Below are 15,307 nucleotides of genomic sequence, written 5' to 3' on the forward strand. Positions count from 1 at the left end.
CGAGCAGATGCCGCGGTTCGCGCCGGTCAGTGGGCGGCGGATACCAGTTCGCGCAGTTCGCGCACCGCGTCGTCGAGGGGGGTGATGTCGCGGCGGACCCGGCACAGTGCGATAGCGCCCTCGAACGCGGCAACGGTCAGGGTGGCCAGGCGGAACGCGCGGTCGGCGGGCACGTCGTGGCGCTGGAGCATCTCGGTGAGCGCGTGGTGCCAGCGCTGGAAGATCTCCCCGGCGAGACTGGCGAATTCCGGTGCGTCGTCGTTGGTTTCGACGGCGACGGCGAAGATGGGGCAGCCCGCGCGGAAGTTGCTGTCGAGCAGGGTGCGCCGCCACATCGCCGCGAATCGGTCCAGGGCGGTGGCGGGGTCGTTGTCGCGGGTGAGGCGCTCGATGAATGCCGACATCAGCTCCCCCGCGGTGCTGACCGCCTCGGTGATCAGTTCGGTGCGTCCGCCGGGAAAGTGGTGGTACACCGAGCCGCGTGGCGCGCCGGTGGCCGCGAGTACCCGGTCCACGCTGGTGGCGCTGGCGCCGTGTACGCGCAGTGAGTCGATTGCGCCGTCGATCATCCGCCGCCGAGCGTCCCCCGGCCGGGGGCGCGGGGAACTGTCGCTGCGGGGTCGGCGTGTGGCTGCCATACCGCCATACTATGGCGTCTGCCATAAAGGTCGTCGCGGTCTCGACCGCGACGACCTTTCCCGCCGTGTTCAGGTTCAGGAGGTGGGCTTGTTCACCCGGTTGCCGTGGAATTCCAGGAGGGCCGCGAGGGTCTGCTCGGGTGCTTCCAGTTGCGGGTAGTGGCCGATGCGTGGCAGTTCCACCACGTCGGGGTCGGTGATCAGTTGGCGGTAGCGGCGCACCATGTGACCGCCGGAGACCGGGTCGGCCAGTCCGTCGATGAGCCGGATCGGCACCTGGGCCTGCTGCAGGGCGCCCACCCAGCGCTGCCGGTGCTTGCGGCGCTCGGCCATGTAGCGGATCAGCTTGTGACCGTTACGTTTGCCGTGCTTGCTGCACCACAGCAGCCAGAACTGGTGGAGTTCGGCGTCGGTGGGTTCGGTGTCGGGGCCGAATACCGCGGACAGGCTGCGGTGGAAGGTGCTCTCGGTGCCGAGCACCCCGACCAGCGGTCCGAACGGACTGGCCAGCAGCCGCTGGACCAGCCGCGCGCGGTGGGTTTCGGGGAACAGGCCGCCGTTGAGCAGGCACACCGATTCCAGCACCAGCGACTCGTCACCGGCCACGCGGCGTTCGGCGTCGCGGGCGAGCAGTTCCTGGGCGACGGTGTCGCCGTAGTCGTGGGCGAGCACGTGGAATCGCTGGATGCCCTGGTCGCGCAGCAGGTTCTCGTGGATGTCGGCTTGGTCGGCGATGCGGTAGTCGTAGTGGCGTGGTTTCGCCGACCATCCGAAGCCGATCATGTCCACGGCGATGACCCGCGCGAAGCGTTCGCACAGGCTGGGCCAGATGCGGTGCCAGTCCCAGGACGCGGTGGGGAATCCGTGGATGCACACCAGCGTCCCGTCCGTGCCGCCGCCGCCGTCGCGCCAGAAGATCTGGTGGCCGCGATGTGTGAGACGTCGTCCGTTCGCCCGCCAGGCCGCGAACTCCTCCATGTCTACCTCCTCGTCGCCGACAAGCATGGCGCGTGTGAGCGCCCGGGCACAGTAATTCCGTCGACCGCGCACGTGTCATGTACCGCGCGGGCCGTTTGCCGATCGTGCGCTCTGCGAGAATTCCACTGTGGACGTCGCGATCGGCTTGGTTGTTCTCGTTGCGTCGGCGGCCGCGTTGGCGGCGCTGGCGCGGCGGTTCGGGGTATCCGAGCCGCTGGTTCTGACGCTGGCCGGGGTGGCGGCCTCGTATCTGCCGTTCGTGCCGGAGATCCACCTGGAGCCGGAGATCATTCTGCTCGGTTTCCTGCCTCCTTTGCTGTATACCGCAGCGATTCGCACGTCGCTGGTGGATTTCCGGGCCGATGTGCGCACGATCGCGTTGTTGTCGGTGGGGCTGGTGTTGTTCACGACGTTCGTCGTGGCGGTGGTGGTGTGGTGGCTGCTGCCGGTGCCGTTCGCGGTCGCTGTCGCGCTGGGGGCGGTGGTGGCTCCGCCGGACGCGGTGGCCGCGACGACGGTGGCGCGCCGGATCGGGATGCCGCGGCGGATCGTCACGATCCTGGAAGACGAGTCGCTGTTCAACGACGCCACCGCGCTGGTGGCGTTGCGGACCGCGTTGGCGGCGATGGCGGGGGTGGTGTCGATCTGGGAGGCGGGTGCGGATTTCGTGCTCGCGGCCGGTGGCGGCGCGGCGGTCGGGATCGTCGTGGCCTACCTGCTGGCGATGCTGCGGCGGCGCATCACCGATCCGGTGCTGGATACGACGTTGTCGTATCTCGCGCCGTTCGTGGCGTATCTGCCTGCCGAGGGCATCCACGCTTCTGGCGTGATCGCGGTGGTCACCTGCGGCATGATTCTCGGGCACAACGCGCCGGTGTGGCAGAGCGCGGCGTCGCGGATCGCCGAGCGCACCAATTGGCGGACCATCCAGTTCATTCTGGAGAGCGCGGTGTTCGTCCTGATCGGGTTGCAGGTGCGCGCGATCCTGGAGGGGGCTTGGCGCAGCGGGCTCGATCATCGCACCCTGGTGCTCGCGGCGCTGGCGGTGCTGGCGGCGACGGTGCTGGCACGGCCGGTGTGGGTGTTCGGTTCGTCGCTGCTGTCCCGCAGTCTCGGGATGGGTGGCGCGGTGCCGCCGAGTCATTTGGTCGTGGTGTCGTGGGCGGGCATGCGCGGTGTGGTGACGTTGGCGGCGGTGTTGTTGTTGCCGCAGGACACTCCGCAGTTGCCGGTGCTGAAGCTGCTGGCGCTGGTGGTGGTGGCGGGGACGCTGTTGCTGCAAGGTACGTCGCTGCCGTGGCTGGTGCGGTGGCTGCGGTTGCGCGGGCCCAGCCGCGCGGAGGACGCGTTGCAGAAAGCCAATCTGATGCAGCAGGCGACCGCGGCGGGTCTGGCCGTGCTCGAGGCGCGAGTCACGCCCGATACGCCGCCTGGCGTGGTGGAGATGTTGCGTGATCGCGTCACGTGGAAGACCAACGCCGCTTGGGAGCGGCTCGGGCGGGCGGAATCGGAACTGGTCACGCCTACCGCCGAGTACCGGCGGCTGCGGTTGGAAATGTTGCGCGCCGAACGCGAAACCGTGTTGCGGGTACGGGATTCGGGCACGGTGGATCATGAGATCCTGCAATACGTGCTGGCGCGGTTGGACTTGGAAGAGTCCATGATCGACCGCTACGACGAGACCGAGGAAGAGCGTGTCGAACCGCTGGCGGCGCCACCGACCGACGACACCTGCCTACATTTGCGTTCCGCGCCTTTGGTGCGGACCAACGCTGGGCCCGACGAATGCGCCGAGTGCCGCGAGGAAGGGCTGAACTGGGTACATCTGCGCATGTGCTTGTCATGCGGGCACGTCGCCTGCTGCGATTCCTCGCCGGGCAACCACGCGAGCAGGCACTACGCCGACAGCGGGCACCCGGTGATGCGCAGCGTGGAGCCGGGTGAGGCGTGGCGGTGGTGTTATGTCGACGAGCTGCTCGGGTAGCCCGCGGGGTTCAGCGGCGGGCGTGGGAGTAGATCAGGCGCGCGTATTCGGCCAGCAGCCCGTCCAGTGAGAGGTCCTCGCCGCCCGCGGCGATCTGCTGGTAGCCGACGAGCATCGCCATGCCCAGTGAGGTGACCACGGCGGCGGTGTCGTCGTCACCGACGACGCCTTTGACCGCTTTGTGCACGGTGCGCCTGCGGGATTCGTCGACGCGTTTGAGGGCGAGGTTGACCGATTCGTCGTTGGCGGCCCAGGCGCGGATCGCGGCTTCGGCGGCGTGGTGCAGTCCGGCGGCGAGGTCGGACATGGCGCGGATGTCGTCATCGGGGTTGCCCTGGTTGAACGGCATCGTCCCCAGGATGCGCACCTGGCGGTTCTCCCAGTGGTCGAGTAAGGCGTCGACGAATCCCTGCCAGCTGCCGAAGTGGTGGTAGAACGACCCGCTGGTGACGCCGAGCCGCCGACACAGCACGCCGATGTTCAGGCCCTTGAAGCCGAATTCGGCGAGCACCTCCAAGCCGGTGGCGAAGTACTGCTCCTTGGTGACCACACGTGACATTCGCGGCGCCGTTCTCTTCGTTCGGGCAGGGGGGGTGAGGGACCGAACAGTACCCCATCGTAGCGTCCGCCGGACGGCGCCGGGCGAAGTACCGCGGCGTATCCCTGGGTACCCCTTGGTACCTGTTACCAGCCGAAATACCTAGTGGCACTGGGCTATCTGGCCGGCGGGGCCGACGGAAAATAACAGAGCAAACGCTCTGTTATAGTGGCGTCATGCCTCGGCCCCGGACGCACGACCCCGACACCGTGCTGGACGCCACGGAATCACTGGCCGTTCGCTGCGGCCCCGCGGCGGTCACCACGCGCGCGGTCGCGGCCGCCACCGGCGTATCCAACGGCGCGATCTACCACACCTTTGGATCGCGCGCGGAACTGCTCGGCCGCACCTGGTTACGCGCCGCGCGCCGATTCCTCGACCTGCAAACCGCGCTGGTCGAGACAGCACTCGCCAGCAGTGACCAGGTCGAAGCCGTGGTCGCGGCCGCCGAGGCGCCCGCGGTGTTCGCCGAGCGGTATCCGGATTCCTCGCGGCTGCTGCTCGCCGTGCGGCGTGAGGAGTTGCTGGGCGCGCTGCCCGAGGGCGTCGCCGCCGAACTCGCCGCGACCGACGGAATGCTGGTCGAGCTGATGATCCGGCTGTCGCGACACCTGTGGCAGCGCGGTGACCGCCGCGCCGTCGACGTGATCACCCTGTGCCTGGTCGACCTGCCCACCGCCGTACTGCTGCGCCGCGAGCGGCTCGCCGATCCCCGTGCGCGGGAATATCTCCGCAGTGCCGTGCGTGCCGTCCTCGCGGTCGGTCCGCCACCCTGACGATCCCCCTGTCCCCTATCCCCCTACCGAAGGATTCACCGTGCCTACACTCGACTACCACGACAAGATCGCCGTCCTGGATCTGGGTGGCGACGAAAACCGTTTCTCCCCCGCCTTTCTGGAACAAGTGGGCGCCCACCTGGACACCGCGCTCGCCGACGGCGCCGAGGGTCTGGTCACCACCGCGGGCGGCAAGTTCTACTCCAACGGACTGGATCTGGAGTGGTTGGGCGCGAACGCCGATCGCGCCGAGTGGTACGTCGGGCAGGTGCAGGCGCTGTTCGCGCGGATCCTCACGTTGCCGGTGCCCACCGCGGCGGCGCTGCCCGGCCACGCGTTCGGCGCGGGCGCCATGCTCGCCATCGCTCACGACTACCGCGTCATGCGCGCCGACCGCGGCTATTTCTGCTTCCCCGAGGTCGACATCCGCATCCCCTTCACTCCTGGCATGGCCGCACTCATCCAAGCCAAGCTCACTCCGAAGACCGCGGTGGCCTCGATGACCACCGGGCGCCGCTTCGGTGGCGTCGACGCCGCGGCCGCCGACATCGTCGACGCCACCGCCGCCGAAGGCGCCGTCACCGAGACCGCGTTGGCCCTGCTGGCTCCGCTGGGCGGAAAGGACCCCGGCACCCTCGGCGCGATCAAGAACACCATGTACGCCAGAGCTGTCGCGGCATTGACCGTCTAGACGGCCGGAGTCCAGCGGTGACGCCTCGGTCGGCGGGCGCCTGCTCGCTACGCCGAATCCGTTGCGGGAGAGCTGGTTCGGTGGATGCGGGCGGAAAGTGCCGCTGCCTCGAAAACAGTCGAAACGCGCCACTCGTCGCGGTCGGACGCTTACTGTCTGGGAAGCTGGATGTCACTGAACGAGGTGGGCGATGACCGAACCGAACACGTCTTGTGCCGCTTTCCAACACAGCGCGGCGATCGATCCGGACGCGGTGGCCGTCCGGTCCATCGGCGGCGATCGGACGCTGACCTGGCGGGAGTACGCCGAGCAGGTCCGCGCGGTCGCGGGCGGTCTGGCCGCCCTCGGCGTCGGCCGCGGCGACACCGTGGCGCTGATGATGGGCAACCGGGTGGAGTTCTATCCGATCGAGGTCGGCGCGCAGCACACCGGCGCGACCTCGTTCTCGGTGTACAACACCCTCTCGCCCGAGCAGCTGAACTACGTGTTCGGCAACGCGGGCAACCAGGTGGTGGTGTGTGAACAGCAGTATGTCGAGCGCATCCGCCGCTCGGGCGCGCCGATCGAAACCATCGTCTGCATCGACGGCACCCCCGACGGCACGCTGAGCCTGGACGAGCTGAAGGCCATGAGCCGCCCGGATTTCGACTTCGAAGCCACCTGGCGAGCCGTGCGTCCCGAGGACGTGCTCACCCTCGTCTATACCTCCGGCACCACCGGGAATCCGAAGGGTGTCGAGATCACCCATGCCAATCTGCTGGCCGAAGCGCGCGCGTTCCATGCGGTGCTGCCGGTGGAGTTCGGCGACCGGCAGACCTCCTATCTGCCGTCGGCGCACATAGCCGACCGGTTCTGTTCGCTGTATTTGCAGCAGGTGTACGGCACGCAGATCACCGTGGTGCCCGACCGGTCGCTGCTGCCCGCCGCGCTGGCCGACGTGCACCCCACGATCTGGGGCGCGGTGCCGCGGGTGTGGGAGAAGCTGAAGGCGGCCATCGAGTTCTCCGTGGCCGGCGAACCCGACGACGCCACCCGCGGCGCGCTGGAGTGGGCGCTGGATGTGGCGGCGCGCAAGGCCGACGCGCAGCTGCGCGGGGAACCGATCGACGCGCCGCTGGCCGCCGAATGGGCGAAGGCCGACGAGCGGGTGCTGTCCGGATTGCGCGCGAAACTCGGTCTGGACCAGCTGAAGTGGGCGATGTCGGGTGCCGCGCCGATTCCGCCGCAGACGCTCGGGTTCTTCTTCGGGATCGGCATCCCGATCTCGGAGATCTGGGGCATGTCCGAGCTCACCTGCGTGGCGAGTGCCTGTTCACCGCAGGAGGCGCGGTTGGGTTCGGTCGGCCGGATGCTGCCCGGAATGCAGTGGCGCATCGCCGAAGACGGTGAATTCCTGGTGCGCGGGCCGTTGGTGATGAAGGGCTATCGGAAGGAGCCGCAGAAGACCGCCGAGGCGCTGGATTCCGACGGCTGGCTGCACACCGGCGACATCTTGTCCGTCGACGACGACGGCTACCTGTGGGTGGTCGACCGCAAGAAAGAGCTGATCATCAACTCGGCCGGAAAGAACATGTCTCCGGCCAACATCGAGAACGCGATCAAAGCCGCGACCCCGTTGGTCGGCGCGATCGCCGTGATCGGCGAGGCCCGCCCGTACAACACGGCGCTGATCGTCATCGATGCCGAAACCGCTGCGCTGTATGCCGCCGAGCATGGTCTGCCGGACGCGTCCGCCGCGGCGCTGGCAGCTGATGCCGGTGTGGTCGCCGAGATCGCGCGCGGTGTTGCCGCGGGCAACGCCAAGCTGTCGCGGGTCGAGCAGATCAAGCGGTTCACCGTGCTGCCGACGTTCTGGGAGCCCGGTGGTGACGAGGTGACCTTGACGATGAAGTTGCGGCGCAAGCCGATCGCGGCCAAGTACGCCGAGCAGATCGCGGTGCTCTACGCCGACGAGCCGGCCGAGACCGTGCACGAACCGGACGGCCAGCAGGCGCGGTTGTAGCGAATCCGTGTGGACGGCACCGCGGACGCTGCGCTCACAGCGTGAAAGTGAGCCGCTGGGGCCGTACGTAGTCGGACGGATCGTGCAGCGTCCGCAGGTCGGGTCGGCGCGCGGCGGGAATCCGGGCCAGTTCGGCGCGCAACGGTGCGTCGTAGGTCGCGGCGCTCGCGGTGAGGCCGGGTAGCCAGTTGTCATGATGGCTCGGCACAAACAGCGCCGGGGTGAGCGCCTGGATGTAGGTGCGCGGATCGCGCAGGCCGTTGCTGATCTGGTTGTAGCCCTGCACCGCGCCGATCTGCACGTCGGTGGCGGGCAGTGCGGCGAGGACGTCGAGCACGTGCGGGGCGCGCTCGGTGAGCGGACCCGTGGAGTCGTGCCAGACCAGCGTGCAGCCCGGCACCCGGAACTGATACAGCAGCACCCCGCCCTCCGGGTCACGCAGGCGCGGAACTCCCTGCAGTACGCCGCTGAGGGTCGGCGGATGCGCGAGCACGATCCCGGGTTGCGGGCGGGGAAAGAAGCGCGGTGATCCGTCGATCGGGTCCGGCGGGGTGCGCGCGGAGTGCAAATGGCGGACGACGGTCACCTCCACCGCGCCGACGGTGAAGTCGTCGCGGGTGCCGATCGGTGTGTCCGCGTCGCCGTGCACGGCGGTCGCGAACGCCGGCTCGGTGACCTGCGCGGCGATGGTCGCGCAGTGTTCGGCGGTGCCGTGCACGGTGGCGCCGCTGGCCTGCGCGATGCGGGCGGCGTCACCGGCGTGGTCGAAGTGCCCGTGGCCGATGAAGATCGCCGCGGGCGCCAGATCCACCAGATCCTGCGGCGTCGCCGGAACATACCCGGTGCTGGTCAGCCGCGGCACCCACGCGTCGAGCAGGAATACCGAACCCCCGATGGCCACGGCGTAGGTGGTGCATCCGATCCAGGACAGCACCACCCGATCCGCCCGCGGCGCGCCCGATTCGCCGTCGATGCTGTCGGCGCCGAAGAAGCGGATACGTGCCGCGATCGTGCGCGGATCGGTCGGCCCGGCCGCGGGCTGCAACTGACCGGCCGCGAGCGTCGCCAGTTTGCCGCCGTGCCCGAACAGGCCCAGTCCAGGAATCTTGCACACGCCGGTAGCCCATCACGGACTCCCGAGTGCGGGCAAGTGGTCGGCCGGGAAATTGTGGCCGCGCAGGTGCTTTACAGGCGGATGCCCAGCAGCGCGTCGACGCCGGCGGTGATCAGGGCGGGTGCTTCGCTGTCCCGGCCGCCGTAGTCGATGGCCTGCCGGGCCCAGTTGTCCACCGCGTCGAGCGCTTTGGGGGTGTCCAGGTCGTCGGCCAGATGCTGACGCAGCCGCGCGAGGGTGTCGGTGGCCGGCGGGCCCGCCGTGAGCGCGGTGGCTTCGCGCCACAGCCGCAGGCGGTGCTGCGCGTGCTCGAGCAGCGTGCCGGTCCACATCCGGTCCTGGCGGTAGTGGCCGGCCAGCAGCGCGAGGCGGATAGCGGCCGGGTCGACGCCGTCGCGGCGCAGCACCGACACCAGCACCAGGTTGCCCCGGGACTTCGACATCTTCTCCCCGTCCAGCCCGATCAGACCGGCGTGCACGTAGTGGCGGGCGAAGCGACGGCCCGCGATCAGCGACTCGGCGTGCGCGGCGGAGTATTCGTGGTGCGGGTAGATCAGGTCGCTGCCGCCGCCCTGGATGTCGAATTCCGGGCCGATGCGGTTGACCGCGATCGCCGAACACTCGATGTGCCAGCCGGGCCTGCCCGCGCCGAACGGGGCGGGCCAGGACGGCTCGCCGGGGCGGGCCGCGCGCCACAGCAGCGCGTCGATGGTGTCTCGTTTGCCCGGACGGTCCGGGTCACCGCCGCGCTCGGCGAACAGCCGCTCCATGGTGGGGCGGTCGTAGCCGGATTCGTAACCGAACTGCTCGGTGGCGTCGGCCCGGAAGTAGATGTCCGGGTATTCGGGGTCGTCGACGACGTAGGCGGCGCCGGAGGCCAGCAGTTTCTGCACGAATTCCACGACCTCGTCGACCGATTCGATCGCGCCCACGTACTCGCGCGGCGGCACGATCCGCAGTGCGGACATGTCCTCGCGGAACAGGTCGGTCTCCGCGGCGCCGAGCTCCCGCCAGTCCACCCCGTCGCGTTCGGCGCGTTCGAACAGCGGGTCGTCGACGTCGGTGACGTTCTGCACATAGTGCACGTCGTGGCCTGCGTCTCGCCACAGCCGGTTGACCAGGTCGAAGGTCAAATAGGTCGCGGCGTGCCCGAGGTGGGTGGCGTCGTAGGGGGTGATCCCGCAGACGTACATGGTGGCGGTGGCGCCGGGAGTGACCGGCCGCACTTGCCGGTCGGCGGTGTCGTACAACCGCAACGGCGGTCCTGCTCCAGGGACGGCGGGGACGGCGGTGTCGGACCAGGACTGCATGCTTATGAGGGTAGAGGTGTGGCGGAGATCATCCGCCCCGCCCTGGCAGCGCCCCCGCCCCGGCCGGTCCGCAGACCCGTCGCGACCTGCGTCTTTCAGCAAATCGTGGGATGTCAAGGTTTTGGGTTCGGCTGAATCACCTGTCGCGGCGGGTGGGATCGGTGATCGTGTTGCGGCTGATCGCGAACGTCCCGTCCAGGTCGGGAATATCGGGATCGGTGTCGGCGAGGGCGATTTGGGTGAATTCGCCTCGCGCCACGTCGAACTCGAGTTCGTGATAGGCGACGGTATCGCCCCAGTCCGGGGAAGGCAACGAGATGAAGCGCATGGTGAATCGCCCGGAGTCCACCGAGCCCTCGGTGAGGACGTAGACGCCGAAGTGGTCTTCCCCCGCCGAGCTCAGCCAGTAGACGCCGTTGTCGTAGAGGTGCAGGTCGGTGTCGGGGTAGGGCTTCTTGTCGTAGAGATGCACGTAGTGCAACGCGAGCGTGTAGGTCGGCGCCCCGATGCTGATCTGTACGGTCGGTGCCGCACGGTCTCCGGTCGAGTGGGTCATCGGGTCCTCCTCGTCATCGCGCCGAGCGTTCGAGCTTCAACTGTGCCAGGAATCCGTCCGGCACGGCATCGGCCGCGGTGGCGGAGGCGTCGCGGTTCAGAAGGCGGGCCACGGGATGGGGCGTGTGGTGCGCGGGAGCGGCATCACCGGGTTGTCGATCACCTGGTGGGCGCGTTCGGCGAGCGCGTCGATCTCGCTGTCGGTGATGTGTTCGCTCAGCGCCTCGGCGAACGCGCCCGGCAATTGTTTGGCGAATGCGGTGATGTCCGCGATCAGGTCGTCGCTGATGGGTTGGCCGGCCCAGCCCCACAGCACGGTGCGCAGTTTGTGCTCGGTGTGCAGGCAGATGCCGTGGTCGACGCCGTACACCTGACCGTCGACGCCTTCCAGCGCGTGCCCGCCCTTGCGGTCGGCGTTGTTCAGCAGCACGTCCAGTACCGCCATGCGCTGCAACCGGGGGTCGTCGGCGTGGATCAGCGATATCTCGTTGCCGTCCTGGTCCAGTGCGCGCAGCACCTCACGGAATCCGTCGGGTACCGCGCCCGCGGGGCACAGGTCGATCAGGTCCAGCCGGTTGCCGCGGTCGGTGTGGTTGTCCACGCCGTCGACCCAGCGTTGCACCATGCCGGGCCCGAAAGGGCCGTCGCGCAGGATGGTTTCGGGGATCACGCCCCAGCCGATCGCCTCGGAGATCAGATATGACGCCACTTCGCGTCCGGCCAGGGTGCCGTCGGGGAAGTCCCACAGCGGCCGTTCGCCGCGGATCGGTTTGTAGACCACCCGCAGCGGCGGCTGGTCGCTGTCGCCGTCGAGCACATCGCAGACCAGGGTCACGTTGCTGGCGGTGTTCACCCGCCCGATCACCGTCAGCTCGCCGCTGTGGAATCGGCCCCCGGCCTCGGCCACGGAATCACTCCTCTAGTTCGGCCGCGCCGAAGATGTCGCCGCGCTTGTAGCCGTTGGTTCGCACGCACATGTGCCCGCGAGCCGACAGCGGCTCGCCGCACAGCGGGCATGGCGGACGTCCCGCCGCGATCACCCGGGTGGAGCGCAACGCGAATTCGCGGGCCTGGATCGGGGTGAGGAACACCCGCACCGCGTCGGGTCCTTCCTCGGTGTCGTCGAGCACCACCGACTCGTCGACCTCGGTTTCGGTGATGGCCAGCAGTTCCACCACCACCGCGCCCGCGTCGGCGTCCCAGCCCAGGCCCATGGTGCCGACGCGGAACTCGGCGTCGATCGGGGTGACCAGCGGCGCGTTGTCGGTGACGTCCTCGGCCTGCGGCGGCACCTCCGCGCCGAAGCGGCGCGCGACCTCGTCCAGGAGCAGGCCCATCCGGTCGGCGAGCACCTTCACCTGCTGCTTCTCCAGCAGCACGCTGACCACGCGCGGTTCCTGCACGGCCTGCAGATAGAACGCGCGATCGCCCGGCTCACCGACGGTCCCGGCGACGAAACGATCGGGGGTGCGGAATACATGGATTGCGCGTGACACATGCACCTCCTGATACGTGACCCTGATCGACTACCCGCGGCGCGGGGATTCCATACAACGACCGTCCGGTCGTCTACGAGGAATCTCGGCGCTCCGCATTCCCATTATCCGCACTTCCGGCGCCACCGAGCTCGCCACCGGGGACAGGACCGGAGGTCGCGGTCCTCGGCGCCGCCGAGGCCGCGTCGCCGGGTTGCCCACCGGTGGCGGCGAGGGCGGACAGATCGGCGCCGGTGTCGTTCATCCGCCACACGTACGGTGCGGTCGGGGTGTAGCGGACGACGCTGATCGAGGCGGGTTCGACCATGATCCGCTGGAAGCCGTCGAGGTGGATGCCGAGGGCGTCGGCGAGCACCGCCTTGATCACGTCGCCGTGCGTGCACGCCACCCACAGTGCGTCGTGGCCGTGTTGCCGGGCCAGCGCGCGGTCGTGGTCGCGGATCGCGGCCACCGCGCGGGACTGCACTTGGGCCAGCCCCTCCCCGCCGGGAAACACCGCGCCGGAGGCATGTCGCTGCACGACTTTCCACAGCGGTTCGGCCAGCAGTTCGGCGATCGGGCGGCCGGTCCACTCGCCGTAATCGACTTCGATGAGCCGGTCATCGAATACCGGCTCCAGCCCGAACTTTTCCGCCAGCGGCGCCACCGTCCGCTGGCAGCGCAGCAGCGGGGAGTGCACGATGCGTTCGATCGGCAGCCCGGCCAGTCGTTCGGCCACGGCCCTCGCCTGCTCGTCACCGCGCTCGGTGAGCCCGACGCCGGTGCTGCGACCGGCCAGGGTGCGGGCGGTGTTCGACGTCGACACACCGTGCCGCAACAGGATCACCGTCATGCGGCCAGCCTAGCGATCATGTCGCCGAGACCACGCCTCCCGCCAGCAGACCCATGATGACCAGGCCGAGCACGATGCGGTAGCCGACGAACCAGTACAGCGAATGCCGCGCCACGAAACGCAGCAGCCACGCCACCGACGCGTAGCCGACGACGAACGCCAGCACCGTGGCCGCCAACAGTTGCGGCCCGCTGGCATTGAGCCCCTCACCGGCGGGCGCGAACGCGTCCGGCAGGCTGAACAGGCCCGAAGCGGCCACGGCGGGAATGGCGAGCAGGAACGAAAACCGTACGGCTGCTTCGCGCTCCAGCCCGAGGAACAGACCGGCTGTTGAGGTCGCGCCCGAGCGCGAGACACCGGGGATCAGCGCGAGGGATTGCGCGAAACCCATCGCGAGACCGTCGCGGGTGGTGAGCTGCTCGATGGACCGCTCCTTGCGTCCGAAGTGCTCACCGGCGGCGATGACCAGGGCGAACGCGATCAGCATGAACGACACCAGCCACAAATTGCGTGCCCCGGTGCGGATCTGGTCTTTGAGCAGGAATCCCAGCACGCCGATCGGGATGGTGGCGATGATCACATACCAGCCGATGCGGTAGTCGAGGTCGCGCTGGGTCTGCTCGTCGAGAACGCGCTCGCGCTCGGCGGTGAGGACCGGAAGTTTCGTGGTGGGCTGATCGTGCAGTGGGAGTTCCTGGCTGCCGCGTGCGGTCATCCGCTCGCGCAGACCGGCGAACCAGGCCAACACGATCCGCCAGATGTCCTTGGCGAAGAACACCAGCACCGCGGCCTCGGTGCCCAGTTGGGTGACCGCGGTGAACGAGGCGCCCGCGTCGTCGCCGAAGAAGACCGAGGACACGATGCGCAGATGCGCCGAGGAGGAGATCGGCAGAAACTCCGTGAGCCCCTGCACCAGGCCCAGCACCAAGGCCTGCACCCAGGTCATCGACTCTCCTACCACGAACCAGCCTCCACTTCCGCCCGAAATACGTCTTCCCACCTGGGCAATGGTCCGGCGGTCGGTCGCGTCACTGTGACCACCGCCGCAATCACGCAGCGACAGTACAGTGTCGAGGTCGCGGCTGCCTGCCCGGCTGTTGCACTGCCGCCGCCGCGCATGTTCGGCAACGAGTGGCGTACCTCCGCCTGCGCTCCGGCCGTGCGCGTTATGCGGACGACTATGTCCGACAGCGCTCCTTGTTCGGTTTCCCCGCTCACCGAAGTGCGACCCACTGTGCTGGTGGCCGTCGAGTTGCGTATCCACACTCTAGGCTTGGCGCCGTGACGATTGCGCGGACACGGTGATGGAACAGCGGACGGTAGGCCGCAGCGGCCTACGGGTGTCGCGGATAGGACTGGCGACCCACACCTGGGGTGCGCATACCGACACCGAAGAGGCGGCAGTGCAGTTGGTGGCGTTCGCCGAGGCGGGCGGCACGCTGGTCGACACCTCCCCCGCTTATGCCGGCGGTGCGGCACAACGGATCCTGGCCGAACTGCTCGGCGATCTGGTGTCCCGCGACGATCTGGTGCTCAGCGGCTGCGCGGGTGTCGTGCCGCGGACCATGCCCGCACCCGGGGGAGCTTCGGTACCCGCACCGGAACCGGTGCGCCCGGCGGTGGACACCTCGCGCCGCGCGCTGCTGCGCCAACTCGATCGGACACTGCTCGAACTGGGCACCGACTACCTCGATATCTGGCATGTCGCCGCCTGGGATCCGGCGACTCCACTCGACGAGGTCGCCGCCACCCTCGACTTCGCGGTCCGCTCCGGGCGCGTCCGCTACGCCGGGGTGCGTGGTTTCAACGCCTGGCAGGTCGCCAGCATCGCCGCGGTCGCGCCCATCACCGTCGCGCAGACCCCGTACTCGCTGCTGGCCCGGGATACCGAAACCGATTTCATTCCGGCGGCCCAGCATCACGGGGTCGGGTTGATCGCTACCGCGCCGCTGGCGGGTGGCATCCTCACCGGCAAGTATCGCGACGGGGTGCCCGCCGATTCGCGCGGCGCGGACGAGGCGACCGCCGCCGAGATCCGGCACCGGCTCGACGACCGCGCGACCCGGGTAGTCGAGGCGCTGGTGACCGCCGCCGACGGACTGGCCACTTCGCCGCTGGCCGTCGCGCTGGCCTGGATCCGGGAGCGGCCCGGTATCGCGAGCATGATCGTCGGCGCACGCGACATCGGGCAGCTCACCGGCGTGCTGGCCGCGGAAACCCTGGAACTGCCGCGCGCGATCGCGGCCGCCTTGGATGACGTGAGTGCACGCGCGGAGTGACAGAGATTAGCCTTGCCTGCATGAGGGAGCGCAGCGAGCGAATCATCGACACAG

The 15,307-nt window shown here is 69.0% G+C and carries 15 protein-coding genes; 5 read left to right on the forward strand and 10 right to left on the reverse strand.

Annotation, left to right across the window (positions count from 1 at the left end):
- Nucleotides 1-26: 26 nt before the first annotated feature.
- Together ACWPXK_RS28345 and ACWPXK_RS28350 are read right to left on the reverse strand one after the other, a co-directional pair.
- Nucleotides 27-569, reverse strand: a complete 543-nt coding sequence (locus tag ACWPXK_RS28345) for a TetR/AcrR family transcriptional regulator (RefSeq protein WP_454199227.1) — start codon at nt 567-569, stop codon at nt 27-29.
- A gap of 144 nt (nt 570-713) precedes the next feature.
- On the reverse strand, nt 714-1,616 hold the full coding sequence (locus tag ACWPXK_RS28350) for an alpha/beta fold hydrolase (RefSeq protein ID WP_454199228.1): 903 nt from the start codon (nt 1,614-1,616) through the stop codon (nt 714-716).
- 127 nt (nt 1,617-1,743) lie between these two features.
- On the opposite strand from ACWPXK_RS28350, the gene ACWPXK_RS28355 reads away from it, so the two are divergent.
- A complete protein-coding gene (locus ACWPXK_RS28355) occupies nt 1,744-3,600 on the forward strand; it encodes a Na+/H+ antiporter (RefSeq protein ID WP_454199229.1) in 1,857 nt (618 codons plus the stop codon).
- Nucleotides 3,601-3,610: 10 nt separating this feature from the next.
- Here ACWPXK_RS28355 and ACWPXK_RS28360 read toward each other — a convergent pair whose 3' ends face one another.
- Nucleotides 3,611-4,159 carry a TetR/AcrR family transcriptional regulator gene (locus ACWPXK_RS28360; protein ID WP_454199230.1) on the reverse strand — a complete coding sequence of 183 codons (549 nt, stop codon included), beginning with the start codon at nt 4,157-4,159 and terminating at the stop codon, nt 3,611-3,613.
- A gap of 215 nt (nt 4,160-4,374) precedes the next feature.
- Between ACWPXK_RS28360 and ACWPXK_RS28365 the strand changes: the two genes are divergently transcribed.
- From ACWPXK_RS28365 to fadD11, 3 genes are all read left to right on the forward strand, one after another.
- Nucleotides 4,375-4,974 carry a TetR family transcriptional regulator gene (locus ACWPXK_RS28365; protein ID WP_454199231.1) on the forward strand — a complete coding sequence of 200 codons (600 nt, stop codon included), beginning with the start codon at nt 4,375-4,377 and terminating at the stop codon, nt 4,972-4,974.
- A gap of 40 nt (nt 4,975-5,014) precedes the next feature.
- Nucleotides 5,015-5,665: an enoyl-CoA hydratase-related protein gene (locus ACWPXK_RS28370; RefSeq protein WP_454199232.1), complete on the forward strand. Its 651-nt coding sequence runs from the start codon at nt 5,015-5,017 to the stop codon at nt 5,663-5,665.
- Between the two features lie 190 nt (nt 5,666-5,855).
- On the forward strand, nt 5,856-7,667 hold the full coding sequence (gene fadD11, locus ACWPXK_RS28375; protein WP_454199233.1) for a fatty acid--CoA ligase FadD11: 1,812 nt from the start codon (nt 5,856-5,858) through the stop codon (nt 7,665-7,667).
- Between the two features lie 34 nt (nt 7,668-7,701).
- Here the strand turns inward: fadD11 and ACWPXK_RS28380 are convergent, their stop codons facing one another.
- From ACWPXK_RS28380 to ACWPXK_RS28410, 7 genes are all read right to left on the reverse strand, one after another.
- Nucleotides 7,702-8,781, reverse strand: a complete 1,080-nt coding sequence (locus ACWPXK_RS28380) for an MBL fold metallo-hydrolase (RefSeq protein WP_454199234.1) — start codon at nt 8,779-8,781, stop codon at nt 7,702-7,704.
- A 71-nt stretch (nt 8,782-8,852) separates the two neighbouring features.
- The gene (gene mshC, locus ACWPXK_RS28385; protein WP_454199235.1) at nt 8,853-10,091 is read right to left on the reverse strand and encodes a cysteine--1-D-myo-inosityl 2-amino-2-deoxy-alpha-D-glucopyranoside ligase; all 1,239 of its coding nucleotides are present in this window, start codon (nt 10,089-10,091) and stop codon (nt 8,853-8,855) included.
- A gap of 136 nt (nt 10,092-10,227) precedes the next feature.
- Nucleotides 10,228-10,647 carry a hypothetical protein gene (locus tag ACWPXK_RS28390; protein WP_454199236.1) on the reverse strand — a complete coding sequence of 140 codons (420 nt, stop codon included), beginning with the start codon at nt 10,645-10,647 and terminating at the stop codon, nt 10,228-10,230.
- 96 nt (nt 10,648-10,743) lie between these two features.
- Nucleotides 10,744-11,553, reverse strand: a complete 810-nt coding sequence (locus ACWPXK_RS28395) for an SCO1664 family protein (protein WP_454199237.1) — start codon at nt 11,551-11,553, stop codon at nt 10,744-10,746.
- Nucleotides 11,554-11,557: 4 nt separating this feature from the next.
- Nucleotides 11,558-12,142, reverse strand: coding sequence for a DUF3090 domain-containing protein (locus tag ACWPXK_RS28400; protein ID WP_195131737.1), 585 nt, complete (start codon nt 12,140-12,142; stop codon nt 11,558-11,560).
- Nucleotides 12,143-12,215: 73 nt separating this feature from the next.
- Nucleotides 12,216-12,974 (reverse strand): histidine phosphatase family protein, encoded by a 759-nt coding sequence (locus ACWPXK_RS28405; protein WP_454199238.1) that lies wholly within the window; start codon nt 12,972-12,974, stop codon nt 12,216-12,218.
- Between the two features lie 16 nt (nt 12,975-12,990).
- Entirely contained in the window at nt 12,991-13,920 is a 930-nt protein-coding gene (locus ACWPXK_RS28410) for an undecaprenyl-diphosphate phosphatase (RefSeq protein ID WP_454199239.1), read from the reverse strand.
- Nucleotides 13,921-14,278: 358 nt separating this feature from the next.
- Between ACWPXK_RS28410 and ACWPXK_RS28415 the strand changes: the two genes are divergently transcribed.
- A complete protein-coding gene (locus tag ACWPXK_RS28415; RefSeq protein ID WP_454199240.1) occupies nt 14,279-15,253 on the forward strand; it encodes an aldo/keto reductase in 975 nt (324 codons plus the stop codon).
- Nucleotides 15,254-15,307: the final 54 nt, after the last annotated feature.

It is taken from the genome of Nocardia sp. Marseille-Q1738, assembly GCF_965283145.1.